Annotated in this window: 17 protein-coding genes and 1 pseudogene; 5 read left to right on the plus strand and 13 right to left on the minus strand. The window is 62.0% G+C overall.

From position 1 onward, the window contains the following. The 4 genes from HMPREF3140_RS29445 to codB form a co-directional block, all read right to left on the minus strand. The coding region (locus tag HMPREF3140_RS29445) for a LacI family DNA-binding transcriptional regulator (RefSeq protein ID WP_228705087.1) at positions 1–374 on the minus strand (374 nt) is incomplete at its 3' end. A gap of 145 nt (positions 375–519) precedes the next feature. Continuing rightward, a complete protein-coding gene (gene codA / locus HMPREF3140_RS24680; protein ID WP_032411035.1) occupies positions 520–1,758 on the minus strand; it encodes a cytosine deaminase in 1,239 nt (412 codons plus the stop codon). After that, complete coding sequence (locus tag HMPREF3140_RS24685) at positions 1,755–2,990, minus strand: PucR family transcriptional regulator (protein WP_002894159.1); 1,236 nt, start codon at positions 2,988–2,990, stop codon at positions 1,755–1,757. The genes codA and HMPREF3140_RS24685 overlap by 4 nt, the downstream gene beginning before the upstream one ends. Beyond that, complete coding sequence (codB, locus tag HMPREF3140_RS24690; RefSeq protein ID WP_032411037.1) at positions 2,987–4,249, minus strand: cytosine permease; 1,263 nt, start codon at positions 4,247–4,249, stop codon at positions 2,987–2,989. The genes HMPREF3140_RS24685 and codB overlap by 4 nt, the downstream gene beginning before the upstream one ends. Positions 4,250–4,700: 451 nt before the next feature. Between codB and HMPREF3140_RS24695 the strand changes: the two genes are divergently transcribed. The 3 genes from HMPREF3140_RS24695 to HMPREF3140_RS24705 are packed head-to-tail and all read left to right on the plus strand — an operon-like array spanning position 4,701 to position 7,843. After that, positions 4,701–5,309 (plus strand): methylthioribulose 1-phosphate dehydratase, encoded by a 609-nt coding sequence (locus HMPREF3140_RS24695; protein WP_002894164.1) that lies wholly within the window; start codon positions 4,701–4,703, stop codon positions 5,307–5,309. Positions 5,310–5,321: 12 nt separating this feature from the next. Further along, on the plus strand, positions 5,322–6,818 hold the full coding sequence (locus HMPREF3140_RS24700) for an FGGY-family carbohydrate kinase (protein ID WP_032411039.1): 1,497 nt from the start codon (positions 5,322–5,324) through the stop codon (positions 6,816–6,818). Further along, complete coding sequence (locus HMPREF3140_RS24705) at positions 6,815–7,843, plus strand: 2-hydroxyacid dehydrogenase (protein ID WP_002894255.1); 1,029 nt, start codon at positions 6,815–6,817, stop codon at positions 7,841–7,843. Before HMPREF3140_RS24700 ends, HMPREF3140_RS24705 begins: the two co-directional genes overlap by 4 nt. A gap of 42 nt (positions 7,844–7,885) precedes the next feature. On the opposite strand, the gene HMPREF3140_RS24710 is transcribed toward HMPREF3140_RS24705, so the two are convergent. Genes HMPREF3140_RS24710 through HMPREF3140_RS24730 form a run of 5 tightly spaced genes read right to left on the minus strand, consistent with a single transcriptional unit; the run spans position 7,886 to position 13,353 of the window. Next, positions 7,886–8,827, minus strand: coding sequence for a carbohydrate kinase family protein (locus HMPREF3140_RS24710; protein ID WP_004147553.1), 942 nt, complete (start codon positions 8,825–8,827; stop codon positions 7,886–7,888). Between the two features lie 11 nt (positions 8,828–8,838). Further along, complete coding sequence (locus HMPREF3140_RS24715; protein WP_004223619.1) at positions 8,839–9,843, minus strand: ABC transporter permease; 1,005 nt, start codon at positions 9,841–9,843, stop codon at positions 8,839–8,841. Next, positions 9,840–10,829, minus strand: coding sequence for an ABC transporter permease (locus tag HMPREF3140_RS24720; RefSeq protein WP_021312519.1), 990 nt, complete (start codon positions 10,827–10,829; stop codon positions 9,840–9,842). The genes HMPREF3140_RS24715 and HMPREF3140_RS24720 overlap by 4 nt, the downstream gene beginning before the upstream one ends. Further along, a complete protein-coding gene (locus HMPREF3140_RS24725) occupies positions 10,826–12,328 on the minus strand; it encodes a sugar ABC transporter ATP-binding protein (protein WP_021441413.1) in 1,503 nt (500 codons plus the stop codon). The genes HMPREF3140_RS24720 and HMPREF3140_RS24725 overlap by 4 nt, the downstream gene beginning before the upstream one ends. Before the next feature lie 44 nt (positions 12,329–12,372). Then, positions 12,373–13,353 carry a sugar ABC transporter substrate-binding protein gene (locus HMPREF3140_RS24730; RefSeq protein WP_002894353.1) on the minus strand — a complete coding sequence of 327 codons (981 nt, stop codon included), beginning with the start codon at positions 13,351–13,353 and terminating at the stop codon, positions 12,373–12,375. A gap of 408 nt (positions 13,354–13,761) precedes the next feature. On the opposite strand from HMPREF3140_RS24730, the pseudogene HMPREF3140_RS24735 reads away from it, so the two are divergent. Continuing rightward, a pseudogene (locus tag HMPREF3140_RS24735) lies at positions 13,762–16,072 on the plus strand (molybdopterin-dependent oxidoreductase). Positions 16,073–16,179: 107 nt separating this feature from the next. Here the strand turns inward: HMPREF3140_RS24735 and HMPREF3140_RS24740 are convergent. Then, positions 16,180–16,722 carry a 1,2-dihydroxy-3-keto-5-methylthiopentene dioxygenase gene (locus HMPREF3140_RS24740; protein WP_002894357.1) on the minus strand — a complete coding sequence of 181 codons (543 nt, stop codon included), beginning with the start codon at positions 16,720–16,722 and terminating at the stop codon, positions 16,180–16,182. Continuing rightward, positions 16,719–17,408: an acireductone synthase gene (gene mtnC / locus HMPREF3140_RS24745; protein ID WP_002894359.1), complete on the minus strand. Its 690-nt coding sequence runs from the start codon at positions 17,406–17,408 to the stop codon at positions 16,719–16,721. Before mtnC ends, HMPREF3140_RS24740 begins: the two co-directional genes overlap by 4 nt. 141 nt (positions 17,409–17,549) lie before the next feature. Between mtnC and HMPREF3140_RS24750 the strand changes: the two genes are divergently transcribed. Then, positions 17,550–18,695, plus strand: a complete 1,146-nt coding sequence (locus tag HMPREF3140_RS24750) for a pyridoxal phosphate-dependent aminotransferase (protein WP_074195500.1) — start codon at positions 17,550–17,552, stop codon at positions 18,693–18,695. Here HMPREF3140_RS24750 and HMPREF3140_RS24755 read toward each other — a convergent pair whose 3' ends face one another. Both HMPREF3140_RS24755 and HMPREF3140_RS24760 read right to left on the minus strand, forming a co-directional pair. After that, positions 18,696–19,322, minus strand: a complete 627-nt coding sequence (locus HMPREF3140_RS24755; protein WP_004151651.1) for an IbrB-like domain-containing protein — start codon at positions 19,320–19,322, stop codon at positions 18,696–18,698. Further along, the gene (locus HMPREF3140_RS24760; RefSeq protein ID WP_002894369.1) at positions 19,307–20,530 is read right to left on the minus strand and encodes a phosphoadenosine phosphosulfate reductase; all 1,224 of its coding nucleotides are present in this window, start codon (positions 20,528–20,530) and stop codon (positions 19,307–19,309) included. The genes HMPREF3140_RS24755 and HMPREF3140_RS24760 overlap by 16 nt, the downstream gene beginning before the upstream one ends. Positions 20,531–20,619 lie beyond the last annotated feature (89 nt).

Consider the following 20,619-nt stretch of genomic DNA (forward strand, 5'->3'; position numbering starts at 1 on the left):
TCCGCCAGCGACAGCGGCGGCGCGCCGGAGGTGATGATCACCCCGGCGACGTGATAGCTCAGCAGTTGTTTAAGCGAGGGGGCGAGCTGCTGCGGATCGTCAGCGTTCATCAGCAGCGGCATAAAGCCATTGAGCGCCAGCTGATGGACCAGCGGCGCCAGCAGTTTGCTGCGAAACGGGTTGTCGAAACCGGCGGTGACGATGCCGATAAAATTACTGCTGCCGGTGATCATCGTCCGGGCGATGATATCCACCTGATAGCCCAGGGCTTCCGCGGCGCTCAGCACCTTCTGCCGGGTCTTCTCCGACACCGAGGCGCCGGGGGTGAAGGTGCGGGAGACCGCCGAGCGCGAGACCCCGGCCAGTCTGGCCACGTCCTCGGCCTTAATCCATTTTTTATCGCTCATCGTCGTTTCGCGCCGTCTGTTTTCCAGGAAGCCGACGCCCGGGCGGGCGTCGGTCACGCACACTGCCTGAAAAGGTATCACAGAAAGGCGTCGTCGCGCAGCGCCTTGCGCCCTATGCCGGGTAGCGGATGTGCTCCACCTCACGCTGCAAAATCACCCTGCCGTGGCGAATGGAGGTCAGCACCCGTGCCTGACGACGGACGGCCTCGTAGTCGTTTTCCGCATCGAGGATCAGCAGGTTCGCCGGGCGGCCTTCGGCGAGGCCGTAGTTATCGCCCAGACACAGCGCCCGGGCGCTGTTGTCGGTGACAAAGTCGAGACAGCGCTGCAGATCGTCATAGCCGAGCATATGGCAGATGTGCAGTCCGGCATCCAGAATGCGCAGGATATTGCCGTTTCCCAACGGATACCACGGATCCTGAATCGAGTCCTGGGCAAAGCAGACGTTGATGCCGGCGCGATCCAGCTCCGCCACCCGGGTGACGCCGCGCCGTTTCGGCCAGCTGTCAAACCGGCCCTGCAGATGAATGCTTTCGGTCGGGCAGGAGATGAAGTTGATGCCTGAGGCTTTCAGCAGGCGAAACAGCTTTGAGCAGTAGGCGTTATCGTAAGAGCCCATCGCGCAGGTGTGGCTGGCGGTGACCTGCGCCCCCATGCCGCGCACCCGCGCCTCTTCCGCCAGCACTTCGAGGAAACGCGACTGCGGATCGTCGATTTCATCGCAGTGGACATCCACCAGGCGGCCGTAGCGCTGGGCGAGGTCCATCAAAAACATCACCGAGCTGACCCCTTTGTCACGGGTGTTCTCATAGTGCGGAATGCCGCCCACCACGTCGGCGCCCATCTCGATGGCGCGCGTCATCAGCTCCCGGCCGTTGGGATACGATTCGATTCCCTCCTGCGGAAAGGCGACAATCTGCAGATCGATGAGATCGGCGGCCTCTTGTTTCACCGCCAGCAGCGCCTGCAGGGCCGCCAGCGACGGGTCGGTGACATCCACATGGGTGCGGACGTGCTGGACGCCGAAATCGCGCAGCATGCCGATGGTTTTCAGCGCTCGCTGACGGGTGTCCTCCGGGGTAATACTCGCTTTGCGCTGGCTCCAGCGGGTGATGCCTTCAAACAGGGTGCCGCTGCGGTTCCACTCCGGCTCGCCCGCGGTGAGGGTGGCGTCAAGATGGATATGCGGCTCGACGAAGGGCGGGATCGCCAGCCGGCCCTGGGCGTCGATATCCCCTGCGTCGGCAGTCTGCATCGCGGCCTGGGCGGTGATGCGGTGAATCATCCCGTCCTGCAGGTCAAGGGTAAACAGCGCCTCCTGGCGGCGCAGGCGAGCGTTAATAATTTTCATGGTGGGTCCTGTAAATGGTTTTGCGATAAACGCCAGATCACCAGCGCGACCGAGGCGTTGAGATGAAACTGAGGGTGGCTGACCGGGTAGCCGGTCAGTTTTTCAATGCGCTGGATGCGCTGATGCAACGTGTTGCGATGGAGACCCAGCCGGTCGGCGGCCCGCACCACGTTGCCGTTCTCCTGCAGCAGCGTCTCGAGGGTCTCCAGCAGCAGCCACGGCGCTTTACGGCCCGGCTCGATCAGGCAGCCGAGGGTGTCGTGCATAAAATCGTTGAGCAGCGCCGGGTCGCTGACCGCGGACAGCAGTTTGATGAACCCCAGCTGCTGATAGTCGCTGATGCGCTGGGTCGGCCGCAGGGTATCGCACAGATCCAGCGCCTGGCGCGCCTGCGACAGCGCCCGCGGGTAACCCTGCAGCTGCCTGACCGGCGCGGAGAGGCCGCAGAGCAGCGACAAACTCTCCTCTCCGTCCGCCAGCGCCTGCAGCCACTGCTGTAGCCATTTTTTCTGCTGAAAGCCTTCCCCCTCCTCATCCGGCAGCAGGAAAAGGAACATGTTGCTGCGCTCCAGCAGCGGAAAGGAATTGCCCTGCTGGTTGAGCTGCTGCTGCAGCTGCTGACGCACGCTGCGGTGGGCCTGCAGCAGCCAGGCTTCGGCCTGCTCGGGCGGGAACTGGCGAAACAGGCGGGACAACCCCTCCAGACGCAGCGCCGCCAGCCGCAGCGGACGGGTAAAATCGAGCTGCTGGTGGAGGGCGCGCTGATGGAGCATCTGCAGGTCCGGATAGTCGCCGGTGACCAGCTGCATCAGAATGTCGCGCTGCGACTGCAGGACGTTTTCGCTGCGGACCAGCGCGGTGCCGATGCGCTCGGTGACAATCACCATCTTCAGCAGGTAGGGCTGCTCGATCAGCGGCATGCCCAGCTCGTCGGCAAGGGCGATCAGCGTGGCGGGAATGGCGTGGATATAGGCCTCGCCGGTGAGGATCACCATCCCGGCGATGCCGCGCTGTTTGCCCTCCATCAGCAACTGGATCAGGTTGGCTTCATCCCGGGGATGGTTGATGCCGGTGATAAACACCAGCTCGCCGCCCATGATCCACTCGGCGATATGTTCATTTTCCGCCACGTAGTACCAGCGTACGGCCCGCTGCAGCCCTTGCTTTCCCGCTCGCAGACGCAGGGCGGAGAGTCCCTCAAGGGCCAGCAGTTCGCTGACCGTCAGGCTCATGGCTCCTGCTCCGCGACGGCGGCAGGCTGGCGTTTGCTTAGCAGAGTCAGGGCGATATAGACCAGCGCGGAGACGGAGATCCCCACCAGCGGCGCGATCCACGGCGAAAGATAGGCCACCACCGCGCCGGCGGCGTAGGCGCCGAGTCCCAGCCAGTTAAAACGCGGCAGGCGGGCGTTCTGCAGCAGGGGATAGCGCCCGCCGCGGGCGAACCAGTAGTCGGCGAGGATCACCCCGCCGATGGGCGGAATAATACTGCCCAGCAGCACGAGGAAGGGGATCAGCATTTCGTACATCCCGCCAATGGCCAGCACAATGCCCACCCCGGCGGCGGCGAGGGTCAGCGTCCGGCTACGTTCGCTGCGCAGCAGATGGCAGGCTGCGGCGGAGACGTTATAGATGGTGGGGCCCTGGATGGTCAGCAGGTTGAGACAGAGCATGATCACCGCGGCCACCGATAGCCCCTGCAGGATCAGCACTTCAACGATATCGGCCTGTTGATAGACGATAGCGCACCAGGCGCCGGCGACGATCATCAGCCCGTTGCCGATGAGGAAGCTGCCCATGCTGGCGAGAATGGCGGTCCGGCTGGAGTTGGCCAGCCGGGTCCAGTTTGTCGCCTGGGTGGCGCCGCTGGCGAAAGTGCCGAAGACCATGGTGATGGCCGCCGACCAGGTCATGGTGTCGCTCGGCGCAATACGGGTCATCGCCTGCCAGCCGCCGGCGTGGTGCAGCGCCAGATACATGGAGACCATCAGCAGCACAAACATCAATGGCACCGACAGGCGCGACAGCGCGTCCAGCCCCTTGTAGCCCACCAGCGCGGTGACGCAGAACAGAATACCAAACAGCACCATCAACGGCTGGGTCAGCGCCTCGGGCAGAGCGAGGATCTTCACCAACGAGATAGCGACCGTGGCGGTGCCCCAGGCGTACCAGCCCAGCTCGGCAAAGCCAAGAATAAAATCGGCCAGCTTGCTGCCAATCTCCCCGAAGCAGAAGCGGCCCATCAGCACCGTATTCAGGCCGCTGCGCGCGGCGATCCAGCCCAGCGACGCGGCATAGAGGGCCAGCAAGGCGTTGCCGATGACGGCTATCCACAGCAGATTGACGATGGAAAAGGAGACGCCGAGTTTACCGCCGGCGAACATCGTGCCGGTGAAAAAGGTAAAGCTGAACAACACCATGGCGATGGAAAATACGCCTTTGCGTCCGGCGGCGGGCGCTTCGACGAGGGGAAAATCATTGCTGTTTGACATCCTGGAACCTCTGGCTGGTAGATGGGCGGTGATAGCCGGAAGTAGCAAGAGATGTGCCAGGAAAAACCGGGCACGGGGAATAGCGCGCGGTGTGCAACATGCACAGTTATTGAAGGATCTCGGAGGGGTAATGCCATTCTACTGTGCATCCTGCCAGGTTTTGCACCAGTCCAGGGCAGAGGAGGGCGGTGAGCGCATCCCTGGCGCCGGAGGAGAATTTTAGCCAGGACGATCCGCCTGTTTTTGGCCAGAGAGTAGTGGAGAATAGCGGTGTACTGAAAACGGTTGGTTAAATCACTGTGAATAAAGGTTATTTAATATGCTTTTATGATATAACCATTTGTCTTGTGTGTGTTTCCTGAAATATTGTCCCCTCCGGTTAGCGGTGTTAGTATCGGATAAATAGCCATTTAGACGGCTAAATAAACCATCGCTAACCTAAGGAACTGCTATGTGGCAAGAAAGACTCGCGCAACTGGTCACCACCTGTCATTGGATCGGCGCGAAAGGCTGGGCGCCGGCGACCGGCGGCAATATGTCGGTGCGTCAGGATGATACCTGGTGCTGGCTAAGCGAGTCGGGCCGCGACAAAGGCAGCCTGACAACCGAGGATTTTCTGCAGGTTGAGATCGCCACCAACCAGGCGCCTTCCGGACGGAAGCCGTCGGCCGAGACCGGTCTGCACACCCTGGTGTATCGCCTGTTCCCGGAAGCCAACGTGGTGCTGCATGTGCATACCGTCAACGCCACCGTGCTGTCGCGCATCGAAAAAAGCGACACGCTGGCGCTGCAGGGGTATGAAATGCAGAAAACCCTTAGCGGGCAGCATAGCCATCTCGATACCGTTCCGATCGCCATCTTCGATAATGACCAGGATATTGACGCCCTGGCGGCGCGGATTGCCGATTATGCGCAAACCCGCCCGCTGCGCTACGGCTTTCTGCTGCGCGGCCACGGCCTGACCTGCTGGGGGAAAGATATTCAGGAGGCCCGCCGTCAACTGGAGGGGCTGGAGTTCCTGTTCGAGTGCGAGCTGATGCGCCGCCGCTACGAGCCCTGAGCCGGAGCAGGTATGGATTTTTATCTTGGTATCGATATTGGCACCTCGCGGGTGAAAGCGGTGCTGTTTGATCAGCATTTCACCGCCTGCGCCAGCGCCGCGGAAAATACCTCACCCCGCCTGTCGGCCAATGGCTACGCGGAACAGGATATGACCCAGCTGTGGCATTCGGTGCTGGCTATTCTGCGCCAGATTGCCTGCCATCCGGCGCTACAGGCGGGGCGGCTGCGGGCTATCGGCCTCGCCGGGCAAGGGGAGGGGGTCTGGCTCAGCGATGAGCAGGGCGAACCGGTGGGCCCGGGGATCCTGTGGAGCGATACCCGCAGCCACGAGCTAATGAGCGACCTGCTGCGCCGACCCGGCTTCGACCGCCGCTATTTCGCCGATACCGGCACCCACCTGCAGCCCTGCAATACCAGCCTGCAGCTGTACTGGCTGAAACAGTATCAGCCGGCGCGGCTGGCGGCCGCGCGCTATCTGTTTTTCGCCAAGGACTGGATCCGCTTTCGCCTGACCGGCGTGGCGGCGCTGGAGCTGACGGACGCCAGCAGCTCGTTACTCAATCAGCAGACCGGCAGCTGGTCCTCGGTGGTGATGAACGAGATGGGGCTGAACGAACTGCTGCCGCTGTTTCCCCCGCTGCTGGCCCCGGATGCCCCGGCCGGCACGCTGAGCGACGCGGTGGCGGCGCTGACCGGGCTGCCCGCCGCGACGCCGGTGGCCGCCGGGGCGCTGGATGTCTGTAGCGCCGCGCTGGGCTGCGGCGCGGTCAACGAAGGGGATATCTACACGATCCTCGGCACCACCTGCTGCACCGGGATCGTCTGCCGCGGCCCGCAGACGGTGAACGAGGCGACGCGCTTTGTCACCCATACCGAAGCCGGACAGGTGATCTCCCTGTTTCCGATGCAGGCCGGTACGCCAAACATTGACTGGCTGCAGCAGCATATTTCGCTGGACGCCGATCTGGGGCACCTGGAGCAGGCGATCGCGGCGGTGGAGCCAGGCAGCGGCGGCGTCTTCTGGCAGCCGTACCTCAATGGCGAACGTGCGCCGTTTTACAGCCCGGACGCGCGGGCCGGCTTTTTCGGCATTAGCCCGCACACCACCCGCGCCGAACTGCAGCGCGCGGTGTTTGAAGGCCTGGCCTTCGCCATTGTCGATGCGCTGCAGGGTTATCCGCAGGGCGGCGAGCTGTATCTGACCGGCGGCGGCGCAGCCTCGGCGACCTGGCTGCAGATTATCGCCGACTGTACCGGACGCACGGTGGTCTCCAGCGCCTTTAACGAACTGAGCGCGCGCGGCGCGGCGATCCTGGCGGCCCGTAGCGTCGCGGCGCTGGCCGAGACGCCTCCGCTGGCGCAGACCCGCTATCAGCCGCGCCCTCAGGCGCATGCCCGCTACGCGGCGCTGTATCCCGTTTACCGCCTGCTGCGCGAGCAGATGCTGCCGGTATGGCAGGCCAGACAGGCCGCCCTTCAACCTCTTTCTCAGGACCTACAACCATGAAAATCGTTTTTACCGCCGAGCATGCTGGCGACCTTAGCGCCTTCCACCAGCTGGGCGAGCTGCTGGTGGAGGGGTGGGCGCTGGGCAAACCGAAACTCAGCGCCGGTCAGCTGATTGAGCTGGCCCACGACGCCGAGGTGCTGGTGACCAGCTATGATGAGGTGACGGACGCGGTGATGGCCGCCTGTCCGCGCCTGCAGGTGATCGCCTGCACCCGCGCGAATCCGGTGAATATTGATACCCAGGCCGCCCAGGCGCGCGGCATCCGGGTGCTCTACACCCCGGGGCGCAATGCCGATGCCGCCGCGGAGCTGACGCTTGGCCTGATGCTCAGCCTGGCGCGCCATATTCCGCAATCTCATGCGGCGCTGAAGCGGGGGGAATTCACGCAGGCTGACAATGCCGCCGCCGCCACCCAGCAGGGTCTGCGGCGGGATGTGGTCTGGGACGTGAGCCCGGAAAGCCCCTATGAAGTGTTTAAAGGCAGTGAACTGCGCAATAAAACGCTGGGGCTGGTGGGGTATGGCAACATTGGCCGCCGGGTGGCGCGTATCGCCCGGGCGTTCGGCATGGCGGTGTTGGTGGTGGATCCGTTCGTCGCCGCAGAGGATATCAATGAGCCAGGGTTACAGAAAACGACCCTGGAGGCGCTGTTCCGCGAGGCGGATATCGTCAGCCTGCACCTGAGCAGCGGGCCGCACAGCGACGGGCTGGTGAATGCCGCGCTGTTAAACAGCATGAAGCCCGGCGCGCTGCTGATCAATACCTCTCGCGCGGCGGTGGTCGACGAGGCAGCGCTGATTGATGCCCTGCGCCACGGCCCGCTGGGCGGCGCGGCGCTGGATGTCTATCACCGCGAACCGCTGTGGCGCGATCATCCTTTTGTCATCGAGTTCGATAACGTGATTATCACGCCGCATATCGCCGGAGCCACCCGGGAGAGTATCGCCAAACACACGGCGATGATTGCCGCCGATCTTCAGCGCTATGTCGCCGGGGAGCCGCTGCTGTACCAGTGGCGTTAAGCCGCTTGCGCCGCCGCGTTCTGCAGCAGCGCGGGTCCATCGTCAGGGGCGATGGGCCGCCATAAAAGCCTGGGTCTGTTCCCAGTCCACTACCCCAGCATCCGATCCCATCCCGGTCGCCACCAGCGCGGCCACCGCCGAGGCGACGTCACACGCTGCTTTCACGCTGAGTCCGCGCGCCAGTGCGGCAATAAACCCGCCGCAGTAGCTGTCGCCGCAGCCGGTGGTATCCACCGCCTCGACCGGCCACGGCGCAATATGCTGCGGCCCGCCATCGCGGCCGATAAGCCAGGAGCCGTTCTCGCCGTCTTTCAGAATGCAGGTGCCCACGCCGAGCGCCAGGAAGAAGCGGCCGATGGCCTCCGGCTGCGTCTCTCCGGAGAGAAAGGCGGCTTCCTCCAGCGAAGGCATGAAATAATCCACCGACGGCAACAGGGGCCGCAGTAGTTCGAGGGTCTCTTCATTCGGGGCGATAAGGTCAAAGCTGGTGGTGACTCCGCGCGCTTTGGCCGCCTGCAACAGCCGCGCGCTCTGTCCCTGGTCCATTGCCGCCAGCAGCCCGGTCCCGCCGTGATGCAGGAAACGACAGTCAAGGACGGCGTCAAATTCCGCTTCACTGACAAACAGGGCGTCAGACGCGCCCCGGCAGTGCAGGGCCGGACGTTCGCCGTTGGGGCGAATCGGCAGGATCGTCGCCGAGGTCTCCTTCAGCGCGGTGCGCTGGATAAGCGAGCAGTCGATGCCCAGCCGGGCATAGCTGGCGAGGATAAAGTCGGCCTTTTCATCTTCGCCCAGGCAGGCCACCGCTGCGGTGCGGATCCCGAGCTTCGCGGCGTTGATATTAGCCCCGGCGGCGGTGCCGGCGGGGTTGAGACGAATTTGCTCAATAAAGGCGACGCCGCCGCGCGGCGGGATCGCCACCACCGGGCGCCCGGCGATATCCAGAATAGTCAGGCCGACAAATACGGCGTCAAAGGTTGCCATCGTTCTCCCGTTTAGCGATGCGTTTGGCGCAGGCGCGCCTGCCAGAAGGATAGGGCGAGGGCCACCACCAGAATCACGCCGACCAGCGCGTCCTTCACCAGATAATTGAGCCCCATCAGGTTCAGGCCGTTATCAATAATGGCAAGGAACAGCACGCCGCCGAGGGTGCCGAGGATGCTGACCCGGCCCAGACGGGTAAAGGCAGTGCCGATAAATACTGCCGCAATGGCGTCCATCAGGTAAGACTGCCCGGCCAGCGGGGTAAACTGCCGCAGGTTGGCGGAGAGGATCACCCCGCCGACGGCGCAGAGCGCCGAGGCGGCCACCAGCACGCCGAGCATGGTCAGGCGATCGCGGATCCCGGCGATACGCGCCGCTTCGCTGTTCTGACCGATGGCGCGGACATATTTGCCCCACAGGGTGCGCTCGGTAACCAGCCAGGCCGCCAGCCACAGCGCCAGCACGATCGCTACCGGCGTGGGGATCCCGCCAAGGTTGCCCACCGCCAGGTCGTGATACTCCGGAGCCATCCGCCGATAGGCTATCGCGCCGCCGCCGTCGGTATAGATGCGCTCGGCGCTGCTGGCGATAAACCAGGTGCCGAGCGTGGCGAGGAAGGGGCGGATCCGGCAGATGAGGATCAGAAAGGCATTGAGCAGGCCAATCAGCACGCCGCCGAGCAGAGCGCAGCCCACCGCGGCCTGCCACGGCAGATGCCAGGTTTTCAGGGCGACGAGGGCGAAGGCGGCGCCGAAATCGAGCGCGACGCCCACCGACAGATCAATCGCCCCGGCGCTGACGATCAGGGTCATCGCCATCGCCACAATCAGCAGGATCGCGCTGCCCTGCAGCAGGTTGGCCCAGTTATCCACGGTTAAAAATACCGGATTCGCCCAGCCAAACAGGGCGATGGCCAGCAGGATGATGACGCCAAATCCGGCCCGCGACAGCCAGGCCAGCGGGCTGCTGGCCGTCTGTTCCGCCGACGCAGAGGTTTTCAGGGTGATTTGACTCATGCCTCGCCTCCTTTGTGTCTGACCGCCGAGGCCGCCAGCACCACCAGGATCAGGCCGCCTTTAATGGCGCCCATCCAGAAGATATTGACCCCCAGCAGGCCGAGCCCGTTAGAGAGGGCGTTGACCAGGATTGCCCCCAGCAGCGCGCCCCAGATGGTGACCACCCGACGGCGCGAGAAGGCGGCGCCGATAAAGGTCGCCAGCACGGTCTCCAGCAGCAGCGGCGTGGCCGTCCCGCTGGAGCTGCCGGAGCCCTGGCTGAGCAGCGGCAGAATAGCCAGCCCGGCGGCAATGCCCGCTAACAGCCAGACCAGCAGGGTCAAGCGGCGCACGTTCAGGCCGCTCATCTGCGCCATATCGCGGTTGCCGCCCACCGCCTGCACATGCTGGCCGAAGCGGGAGTGGTGGAGCAGGAACTGGAACAGGATAAACACCCCCAGCAGGTAGACTAGCGGCCAGGGCAGGCCCAGCACGCTGTTGTCGCGAAAGGCGACCATCAGCGGATCGCTGACCGCGATGCGCCGCTGGCCGGTCAACAGATCTGTCAGACCGGTAAACGCCACCGAGGTCGAGAGGGTGGCCAGCAGCGGCGGCAGGCCGGCCGCCAGCACCAGCAAGCCGTTGATCGCCCCGCACAGCAGGCAAACCGCCGCCAGCAGCGCCAGCAGCAGGAGATATGGCGTGTGCCATTCGGCCAGCCCGAGGCTGAGCAGCGCGACGCCGAGCACCGCCGTCGCCGGCAGGGAGAGGTCGATGCCGCCGGAGACCACGTCATCTCCGCCCACGGCGATAACGCAGACCAGGCCGAAACAGAGGATTGCCAGCGGAACGCTCTGGACCAGCATCAGGCTGATATTTTGCCAGCTGAGAAAGTAGGGCGACTGTACGCTCAGCCATACCAGCAGCGCCAGAAACAGGATCAGGGGAAATTTTTCAATCAGCGTCGTCAGGCCCGGACGGCCGCGACGCTGGATAGCAGTACTCATGGTGAAGGCTCCTGTCCGCCGTTGATCGCCACCAGCAGGGCGTCCAGCGTTAGTCCGCGGGTGGGCAGATTGGCCGCCAGCGCGCCGCGCCAGAGGACCAGGATCCGGTCGCATAGTCCGAGCAGTTCGGGGGCGTCGCTGGAGGAGACCAGCACCGCCCGTCCTTGATCGGCCAGCTGGCGCGTACGTTGATAAATATCCCGGCGGGCGCCGATATCGACCCCAAGGGTGGGTTCATCGAGAATAAACAGCCGGGCATCGGTCCCCAGCCAGCGGGCGAGGATCGCTTTTTGCTGATTACCGCCGCTCATGTAGCGTACCGGCAGCCCCGGTCGTCCCGGGCGGATCGCCAGCTGTTCTATCCAGTCGCGCGCTTTCTGCTCGGCGATACCCCGCCGCTCCCAGCCAAAGGTGGCGGTTTCCGGCAGCGAGGCGAGATTAATATTGTCGGCGGTGGTGAAGGGCAGGATCAGCCCCTGATGGCGGCGGTCGCGCGGCACCAGCGCCATGCCGGCGCGGATCGCCTGCTTTGGCGTACGAATGCGCCGCGGCCGGCCCTCGAGGTGGATGGTGCCGCGTTCCGCCGGGCGTAAGCCGTAGAGTAGGTCGACCAGCACATCGCGTCCGGCGCCCAGCAGGCCGGCGACGCCGACGATTTCGCCCGGCTGAATATCAAAAGAAAGATCCTGCAGCTGCCGCCCGTCGCTCAGCTGGCGCACCGAGAGCAGCGGGGTTGCCCCATTGTCTGCCGCCGGGCGCTGGCGCGGAGTATACAGCTGGTCGATTTCCCGGCCGACCATCATGGCGATCAGCGCCTCGGTATTCTGCAGCAGGTCGCGGTCCGGGTAACCGACCACTTCCCCGTTGCGCAGCACGGTGCCGCGGTCGCAGAGGGTGGCTATCTCATTGAGGTAGTGGGAAATATACAGAATGGCAATGCCCTGGTCGCGCAGGCGCAGGATGGCGGAGGAGACCAGACTGGCCTCCTGCGCCTCCAGGGGGGCGGTGGGTTCGTCGAACACCACCAGCCGCGCTGCGCCGTCGATCAGCGCGCGGGCAATCTGCACCAGCTTGCGCTCGGCCAGGCTCAGGTCGCGCACCAGCCGTTCGGGGTCGATCGCCAGCTGCCAGTTTTGCTGGAAAAATTGCGCCGTGGCGGCCTTCATCCGTCGGCGATCCAGTGCCCCCCAGCGGGTGCGATACTCCTGGCCCAGAAACACCGATTCCGCGACGGTAAAGTGCGGGATCAGGTTCAACTCCTGGTGGATAACGCGGATGCCGGCGGCTTCGATGGCTGCCGGATTGCCGAGGGGCAGCGGGTGACCGTCGAGGGTGGCGCTGCCGCTGTCGGCCTGATAGACACCGGCGAGGATCTTGATCAGCGTCGATTTACCGGCGCCGTTCTCGCCAATCAGGCCATGAATCTCCCCCGGATTGAGGCGCAGGGTAACCGCATTAAGCGCGGTGACGCTGGCAAAACGTTTACCGATCTGCTCCATGACCAGACCAGCGGCGGGGCGTTCCCCGCCAGGATGTTGATTAATCACTGCAGCTCGCCGTATCCCAACTGTTTATACACCGCTTTCGCTTCCTGCGGACCTTTCACCGGAACCACCGGAATAAAGGTTTGCACCGGTAGTTTCTGGCCGGCAAAGTAGCGGGCCACGTTGTCAGCCGAGGTCTGGCCGATCAGATGCGGCTGCTGCGCGACGTTAGCCACGAACGGGCTGCCGGGCTCCGCCATGATCTCCAGGGTCTCCGGACCGGCGTCGATGGCCGTCACTTTCACGTCTTTATCGCGACCGGTCTCTTCCAGCGCCTGGACGATGCCGATGGCCGGTTGATCCCAGCAGGCGACATGGATGGCGTCCAGTTTACCTTTCGGATACTGGCTGAGTAATTCGAGGGTTTTCTTGCGCGCGTCTTCCGGCGAGTTGGCGAACTGTTCCGCGAGCTCGGGCTGGATAATATGAATATCCGGATAATCCTTAAGGACATATTTCCACTGATCGTAGCGAATTCCGCAAATACGCAGCGCGCTGGAGAATGCGTTAAATACGGCGACGTTGCCTTTGCCGCCTAATTCATCCGCCATGTAGCGGCCGATGGTTGAGCCTAAGGTGTAGTTATCGGAAGTGGTATTGTTGACCGAATATTGAGAAACATGATCTACGGTAAATACCGGGATACCGGCATCACGCAATGCTTTAAATTTAGGTTCGACGGCGCTATCGCCGAGAATACTAATTACCGCGTCCACCTTGCGTGACAGTAAAATATCGTGGTTATTGGCATGCACCTGATTATCGCGGCCGCCATCGACGCCAATGACTTTGCCCCCCAGTTTCTCCACCTCCTCTGTCGCGCCTTTAAAGGCCTCGCGATCCCAGAAATGCTGAGTGCCGACCACGGCAACGCCAATGGTTTTTCCCTGTAAGGAGAGGGCGTCTGCGGCAGCGACGCTCAGCGAGGCAAGGGAAAGCAGTCCCAGCGCGGCAGGCAATAATTTTCTTTTCTGCGACATTGTTATTATGATCCTGTGATGAAGGTGGTTGCGGACCGGTAGCATGACAAGAAGCACCTCGCCACCTCAAATACAAAATAAGTCTAAGTTATGCCAGGAATGTTATATCGCAGAAACGTCAGAGAAAAAGTTTATTTTGTCATGAGGAACCTGAAAATATTTCATGATGGCGGATAGACCTTTTTATTTTGTGGTTTTATTTTTGACTTATTCCGTGTTTATTTAGCGGATAAAGACAATTTTCTTAATATTGTGAGTGCATGGGAAATACGGCGTCTACAGAGAAAAAAAGAAGATTGCGCGGGCTAAAGCTTTTTTTAGCAGAGCAATGTCTGGCCGGGTAAGGATTATTACCCTATTTCCCCGCTTTATTGTAATGAACCTTAAGCTGAGAAGAACGCGGGCGCTATGAAGAAACAGCATAATTATACGGTGATGCACTGGGGAACCTGGCAGGTGGAGAGCCGTGAGGGCGAGATCGTGGCGGTTAAGCCGGTGCCCTGGGATAAAAATCCCTCACGCATCGGCCAGTCGCTTCCCGACGCGGTGACCAGCCAAACGCGCATTCGCCGTCCGGCGGTGCGCGCCGGCTATCTCCAGCACGGGCCGGCGTCACGAGAAGGGCGAGGTAAAGAGCCCTTTGTCGAAGTCAGCTGGGAGGTGGCCCTGGACCTGCTGGCGCGCGAGCTGCGCTCGGTCAAGGCGCGCTGCGGCAATGAGGCGATCTACGGCGGCTCCTACGGCTGGGCCAGCGCTGGACGCTTTCACCATGCGCAGAGCCAGCTGCACCGGTTTCTCAAGGGCTTTGGCGGGTACACCGCCAGCACCAATACCTATAGCAGCGCCGCGGGCGAGCGTATTCTGCCGCATATTCTCGGGCCGCTGAGCCCGCTGCACCGGCAGCATACCCATTTTTCCGAGCTGGCCCGGGAGTGTCAGCTGTTTGTCGCCATTGGTGGTCTGCCGCTGCGCAATGCCCAGGTCAACGGCGGCGGCGCCAATGACCATATGCTCCAGTACTGGCTGGATAAGATGCAGGCCAACGGCACGCGGTTTATCAATATCAGTCCGGTGCGCAATGACCTCAGCGCGGTGCCCGACGCCGAGTGGCTGGCCATTCGGCCGGGCACCGATACCGCACTGCTGCTGGCCCTGAGCTATGTGCTGATCGCTGAGTCCCTTTACGACCAGGCGTTTGTTGCCAGCCATACCGTCGGGTTTGCCCCCTATCGCGCTTATCTGTTGGGCGAGCACGATGGCGTAGCGAAAACCCCGGCGTGGGCGGCGGCGATTACCGGCCTGGACGCCCAGCGCATCGCCGACCTGGCGCGGGAGATGGCCCGCCACCGGACGATGGTGAATATCTCCTGGTCTATCCAGCGCGCCCGTCAAGGGGAGCAGGCCTACTGGGCGACGGTGGCCCTGACCGCGCTGCTGGGACAGCTCGGCACCCCGGGCGGCGGCCTCGGGTTTGGCTACGCCTGCACCAACCTGGCGGGCGCGGTGCGAAAAGCGTTTTCCGGCCCACGCTTACCCGCCGGGGAGAATGCGGTGGACAGCGTTATCCCGGTGGCGCGGCTGTCCGATATGCTGCTGCACCCGGGAGAAACCTATGAGTTCGACGGTCAGCAGCGGCGCTATCCCGATATCCGTTTAGTCTACTGGGCGGGAGGCAATGCGTTTCATCATCATCAGGACATCAACCGACTGTGCGAGGCCTGGCGCCGCCCGGAGACGGTGGTGGTGCATGAGCAGTACTGGACCGCGCAGGCCAAATTCTCCGATATCGTTCTGCCGGCCACCACCTCGCTGGAGCGAGAGGATATCGGCAGCGGCGGTCACGACGGGTTTATGATCGCCATGAGCGCGCAGATCCCGCCGGTGGGCGAAGCGCGTGACGATTACGCCATTTTCTGCGATCTGGCCGGGCGGCTGGGATTCGGAGAAGCGTTCAGCGAAGGGCGTGACGCCGGGCAGTGGCTACGTCATCTCTATGAGGAGTCAAGACCGCGGGCGCAGGAGGAGGGTATTGCGCTGCCCTCGTTCGATGACTTCTGGCAGCAAGGGGGTGCTGGAATACAGCGCGCCGGAGCGGCCGCAAATTTTTCTCGCCGATTTTCGCGCCGATCCGCAGCGCTATCCGCTCTCCACCCCCTCCGGCAAAATTGAACTCTTTTCTGCCACCGTCGCCGGGTTTGGCTATCGCGAATGCCCTGGCCATCCGTGGTGGGATGAACAGGAGGCTGCCCGCCAGCGGCAGGAGGCGGCGCGCTGGCCGCTTCATCTGCTCTCCAGCCAGCCGCGCGCCCGCCTGCACAGTCAGTACGACCACGGCAGCGTCAGCCGGGCGACGAAAGTTCAGGGACGCGAGCCGCTGTGGATGCATCCGAGCGATGCGCAGGCAAGGGATATCCGCGAAGGCAGCGTGGTGAAAGTCTATAACGACCGCGGGGCGATTCTGGCGGGGGTGCACCTGAGCGAGCAGATTTTGCCCGGCGTGGTACAGATGTCCACCGGCGCCTGGTATGACCCGCTGGATCCGAAGGAAGAACGGTCGCTCGATAAGCACGGTAATCCCAACGTGTTAACCGAGGATCGCGGCAGTTCGCGCCTGGGGCAAGGCTGTAGCGCCCAGAGTTGTTGGGTGGAGATCGCCCCGTGGCGTGAGGAACTGCCGCCGATCACCGCCTTTGATCCGCCGAGGTTTATTGAGGTTTAGGCGTTGGCGCTCGCCGGCGGCGGGGCGGGTAGTCCGGAGGAGGCGCGGTATGCGCCGCCTCCGGCAAAGTGCGCGCCTGGCGGTTCAAGACTGACGACAGTTTGACGTTACGCCAGCCGCGGGTAGGCGCTGGCGATATCGTCGCCGGTAAACTGAGCGATCCAGCCTTCCGGGTTATCAAAAATGCGAATGGCGGTGAAGTTCGGTTCTGATCCCATATCAAACCAGTGCGGAGTGTGGGCGGGAACCGAAATCAGATCGTTCTTTTCGCACAGCACCTGGAACACCTCGTCGCCAATGTGCAGGCAAAACAGGCCAGCGCCCTCGACAAAAAACCGGACCTCGTCTTCGCCATGGGTGTGCTCGTTCAGGAACTTTTCCCGCAGCGCCTCTTTTTGCGGGTTATCGGCGCGCAGGCTGATGACGTCCCAGCTCTGGTAGCCCTTTTCGGCGACCAGTTTATCAATCGCATGCTGATAGGCGGCAATCACCGTTTCTGGGCTGGGATTTGCGCCGAGGTCGCGGTCGGCCTGCCAGCGCTCGAAGCGGACGCCTTTGGCGTTAAGTTGATCCTGAATCGCTTTGGCGTCGGTGCTGTGCCAGACCGGCGTTTGCGGATCGGTCACGGAAAAAAGAGTTAATGCGCTCATGCTGGGATCTGCTCCGGATGAATGTCGTCAAAACGCTGAACCTGAGGATGGTGGCTCGCCGGGTCGCGGTCGCCGCGAACCAGCTGCACAGTGCGCAAACCCGCGGCCTCGGCGGCATCAAGTTCCTGATGGATATCCGACAGGAACAGGATGGTGCCAGGGGCATGGCCCAGGTGTTCAGCAATGTTACGGTAGGACTGCACCTCACGTTTGGCGCCTACCAGGGTATCGAAATAGCCCGTGAACAGATGAGTAATATCACCTTCATCGCTGTAGCCAAATAACAATTTCTGCGCAGCCACCGAGCCTGAGGAATATACATACAGATCAATACCCTGCGCTTTCCATTGCTCCAGCGCCGGCAGTACGTCCGGGTAGAGATGGCCGGTAAAGTCGCCGTTGAGATAGCCGTCGCGCCAGATGATCCCCTGCAGCGCCTTCAGCGCCGTGGATTTACGGTCTTCATCCATAAAGGTGAAGAGGGTAGTGATAAGGTCGGCGGTGCTGGCGGCGGGGGCGTCTGTTTCGCGGCGCAGGTTGTCGAGAATGGTTTTGACCGGTTCAGCGTGCTGCTGAGCGGTCACAAAGCCGGCCAGTCGTTCGCGGGCGTAGGGGAACAGCACGTTATGCACGAAGCGGATATCGCTGGTGGTGCCTTCTATGTCGGTCACGATGGCGCGGATCATGGTTTCTCCAGAGTGGGCGTAGCGTGGAATAACATTAGCATTTAGACGTCTAAGCGTCTTGATTGCCAAATATTAACATCGTGTTATAGTGGCTTCAACAACAGCATTACAATCGGTATAAAAAGAATGAACAATAACCCCTTGATTCCAGAGAGTAAACTTCCTGCGCTCGGCACCACGATTTTTACCCAGATGAGCGCCCTGGCCCAGCAGCATCAGGCCATAAACCTGTCCCAGGGCTTTCCCGATTTTGACGGCCCGCGCTATCTGCAGGAGCGTCTGGCGTACCACGTGGCGCAGGGGGCGAATCAGTACGCCCCGATGACTGGCGTGCCGGCGCTGCGCGAGGCGATCGCCGGGAAGACGGCGGAGCTGTATGGTTACCAGCCCGACGTTAACAGCGAGATCACGGTCACCGCCGGCGCGACGGAGGCCCTGTATGCGGCGATCACCGCCCTGGTGCGCCGCGGCGACGAGGTGATCTGTTTCGATCCCAGCTATGACAGCTACGCCCCCGCGGTGGCGCTGGCCGGCGGCGAGTTACGTCGTATTGCGCTGCAGCCGCCGCATTTTCGCGTCGACTGGCGGCAATTTGCCGCCGCCCTGAGCGAGAAAACCCGGCTGGTGATCCTCAACACCCCGCACAACCCTTCGGCCACCGTCTGGCAGCGCGAGGATTTTGCCACCCTGTGGCAGGCGATCGCCGAACGCGAGATCTATGTCCTGAGCGATGAAGTCTATGAGCATATCTGCTTTGCTGAGGGCGGCCACGCCAGCGTACTGGCGCATCCACAGCTGCGCGAGCGGGCGGTGGCGGTCTCTTCGTTTGGCAAAACCTTTCATATGACCGGCTGGAAGGTCGGCTACTGCGTGGCCCCGGCGGCCATCAGCGCCGAACTGCGCAAGGTGCACCAGTATCTGACCTTCTCGGTGAATACCCCGGCGCAGCTGGCGATTGCCGACATGCTGCGCGAAGCGCCGGAGCATTATCGTGAGCTGCCGGCGTTTTATCGGGAACGTCGCGATCTGTTTATTGAAGCGCTGCGCCCAAGCCGGCTGGAAATCCTGCCCTGTGAAGGGACCTATTTCCTGCTGGCGGACTACAGCGCCATCTCCGATCTTGACGATGTCAGCTTCTGCCGCTGGTTGACCACTGAGATCGGCGTGGCGGCGATCCCGCTCTCCGTCTTCTGCGCCGATCCGTTCCCGCACAAGCTGATCCGCTTGTGCTTCGCCAAACAGCCGGCGACTCTGCTGGCTGCGGCGACGCGTTTGTGCCAGCTGTAGTTACTTAATCGTCCACGCCTGGGAGAACTGGCGGCCGGCGAACATCTCTGTCAGGCCGCTAATTTGCTTCAGACGCAGCACTTCATCGGCATCCATCCCCAGCTCTTTGCCGATTTTCTGCGGCGTCCAGCCGAGCTGGGTCAGCTCGCGGACGATCTCTGACATGGCGTGGATTTGGTGGCGACCGCGCGCCCGGTTATGGCGTATGGTCGCTGCCATCAGCCCGTCACGCGAGGCAGCTTCACTCGTCAGGCAGGTCACCGGCAAATAGCCTTTTAGCGTTTTTTTCAGCGCGGCTTTGCTGCAGGCCAGCTCATGGCGGTGAAAACCATCGACAATCGTATACGCCTGTGGGCGTTGCTGGATGACGACGACCGGCTGGGTAAAGCCGTCGGCCTCCAGCGACGTTTGCAGCAGACGCTTCTCCGGCGGCGCCACGTTATTCGGGTTGTAATCGTTGGGGGCGACCAGCTCCTGTTTGACCCACAGCACGCAGTCGACGGGCTGCGAGCGGAAGGGGCTGTAGTGGTGGAGCACCTGGCGAAACGCGTTGATAGCCTCAATGCGCGCCTCGTCATCCAGCTTTTGCAGGTAAGCTTCCAGCGCCTGCGTCAGTTGTTGTTGCATAATATCCCCCATTGTTGGCGATGTTTTTCCATGCGTTTACGGTAGCGCTGATAGTGGCTGCTTTTGGTTGGGCTAAACGAAAGCTGACGGCACCAGTAATCGTTATTGAGCAGTACTTTGCAGACTCGCCGCCAGGATGGGATATCTTTGGTGCCAATGTCCGCAGGTTGGGTATCCGGAATATCCTCCATACCTTTTTTCTGGTACCAGCGCAGGTAGACGGCGATTTTATTGCGGTAGTGCTCGGCGGTGGTTTCCGGCATGCTGTCGAGCAGGAACAGGGCGTAGCTTTTCCACGTCAGGTGGTCGGGCTTGTCGATTTTCCGATGACCGTAGAACTGGTTATCATGCCCGGCATAGACCCCGCCGCTGTGCGCGCCGCTCACTCGCTGGCACATCGCGGCCCAGCGCTCAGGTTCCAGCACGTGATACAGCCACAGCCCCTGGCGCTGCTCGGGACCAAACGGTTCGCAAATGCGCATATAGCGCAGCGGCACCCCGGCCTGATACATCAGATCGTACAACGGGTTATAGGGCTCGCCGCTTTTGGCAAACCAGGTCCAGATATCGGCGGTTTTCCAGTCATAGAGCGGGTAGATGTACCAGGCATGGCCGCCCGGCGCTGAAGTGGTCCATGGTTTATCGTCGGCGAAGCGCTGTTTACGCTGTGAAGAAATCGTCATAAAGCGATTTAGCGATTCGTCGGCGCGAATGCCCACCAGCACGGCGGCGGGACGACGCTGCGAAAACCACTCGGCGAAGTGGCTGACGAAGGCTTCAAAGCTCATTCCGGGTTGATAAAATGAAAAATAGCCCGGGTGGGTAATGGCCCAGGGCGGCGGCTGGCGTACCCACTCGGTTCCGGGCTCCCAGCATTGCCATTGCGGCTTATACTGCGTCAGGGCATTTTGGGTGGTGAGCGGCAGGGCGACCCAGTAAAAGGTTTCGATGACATCCGCATACAGCGCACGCAGTTTTTCACAGTGGGCGATGGTGCAGGAGAACTGCGCTTCCCAGTCAATAAACAACACGCAGATTTTTTTCCCCTGTAACCGCGCCGCCTGGGCGGTTAAATGCAGCATAACGGTGGAGTCTTTTCCCCCGGAAAAAGAGACACAGATGCGCGAAAAATTATCCATGACCCACTGGATCCGCTGCTCAGTTGCTTGCAGCACCGATTCCGGTAAGGGATATTTAATAAACGACATGACCATTAATCCTTTAATAGTAGAAAATTCCCGTTAGCTCAGTATAAACGATGAGGGGTAGGAAATTAATGGTCGATTATTGTTTCTGG

The organism is Klebsiella sp. HMSC16A12, from assembly GCF_001808265.1.
In the GTDB taxonomy this organism is placed as follows: domain Bacteria; phylum Pseudomonadota; class Gammaproteobacteria; order Enterobacterales; family Enterobacteriaceae; genus Klebsiella; species Klebsiella pneumoniae.

Bases quoted from the DNA above. Each gene is read 5' to 3' on its own strand.
- codA (WP_032411035.1), bottom strand. From the start codon at position 1,758: ATGAAAATTATTAACGCTCGCCTGCGCCGCCAGGAGGCGCTGTTTACC.
- HMPREF3140_RS24685 (WP_002894159.1), bottom strand. From the start codon at position 2,990: ATGAGCCTGACGGTCAGCGAACTGCTGGCCCTTGAGGGACTCTCCGCC.
- codB (WP_032411037.1), bottom strand. From the start codon at position 4,249: ATGTCAAACAGCAATGATTTTCCCCTCGTCGAAGCGCCCGCCGCCGGA.
- HMPREF3140_RS24695 (WP_002894164.1), top strand. From the start codon at position 4,701: ATGTGGCAAGAAAGACTCGCGCAACTGGTCACCACCTGTCATTGGATC.
- HMPREF3140_RS24700 (WP_032411039.1), top strand. From the start codon at position 5,322: ATGGATTTTTATCTTGGTATCGATATTGGCACCTCGCGGGTGAAAGCG.
- HMPREF3140_RS24705 (WP_002894255.1), top strand. From the start codon at position 6,815: ATGAAAATCGTTTTTACCGCCGAGCATGCTGGCGACCTTAGCGCCTTC.
- HMPREF3140_RS24710 (WP_004147553.1), bottom strand. From the start codon at position 8,827: ATGGCAACCTTTGACGCCGTATTTGTCGGCCTGACTATTCTGGATATC.
- HMPREF3140_RS24715 (WP_004223619.1), bottom strand. From the start codon at position 9,843: ATGAGTCAAATCACCCTGAAAACCTCTGCGTCGGCGGAACAGACGGCC.
- HMPREF3140_RS24720 (WP_021312519.1), bottom strand. From the start codon at position 10,829: ATGAGTACTGCTATCCAGCGTCGCGGCCGTCCGGGCCTGACGACGCTG.
- HMPREF3140_RS24725 (WP_021441413.1), bottom strand. From the start codon at position 12,328: ATGGAGCAGATCGGTAAACGTTTTGCCAGCGTCACCGCGCTTAATGCG.
- HMPREF3140_RS24730 (WP_002894353.1), bottom strand. From the start codon at position 13,353: ATGTCGCAGAAAAGAAAATTATTGCCTGCCGCGCTGGGACTGCTTTCC.
- HMPREF3140_RS24740 (WP_002894357.1), bottom strand. From the start codon at position 16,722: ATGAGCGCATTAACTCTTTTTTCCGTGACCGATCCGCAAACGCCGGTC.
- mtnC (WP_002894359.1), bottom strand. From the start codon at position 17,408: ATGATCCGCGCCATCGTGACCGACATAGAAGGCACCACCAGCGATATC.
- HMPREF3140_RS24755 (WP_004151651.1), bottom strand. From the start codon at position 19,322: ATGCAACAACAACTGACGCAGGCGCTGGAAGCTTACCTGCAAAAGCTG.
- HMPREF3140_RS24760 (WP_002894369.1), bottom strand. From the start codon at position 20,530: ATGTCGTTTATTAAATATCCCTTACCGGAATCGGTGCTGCAAGCAACT.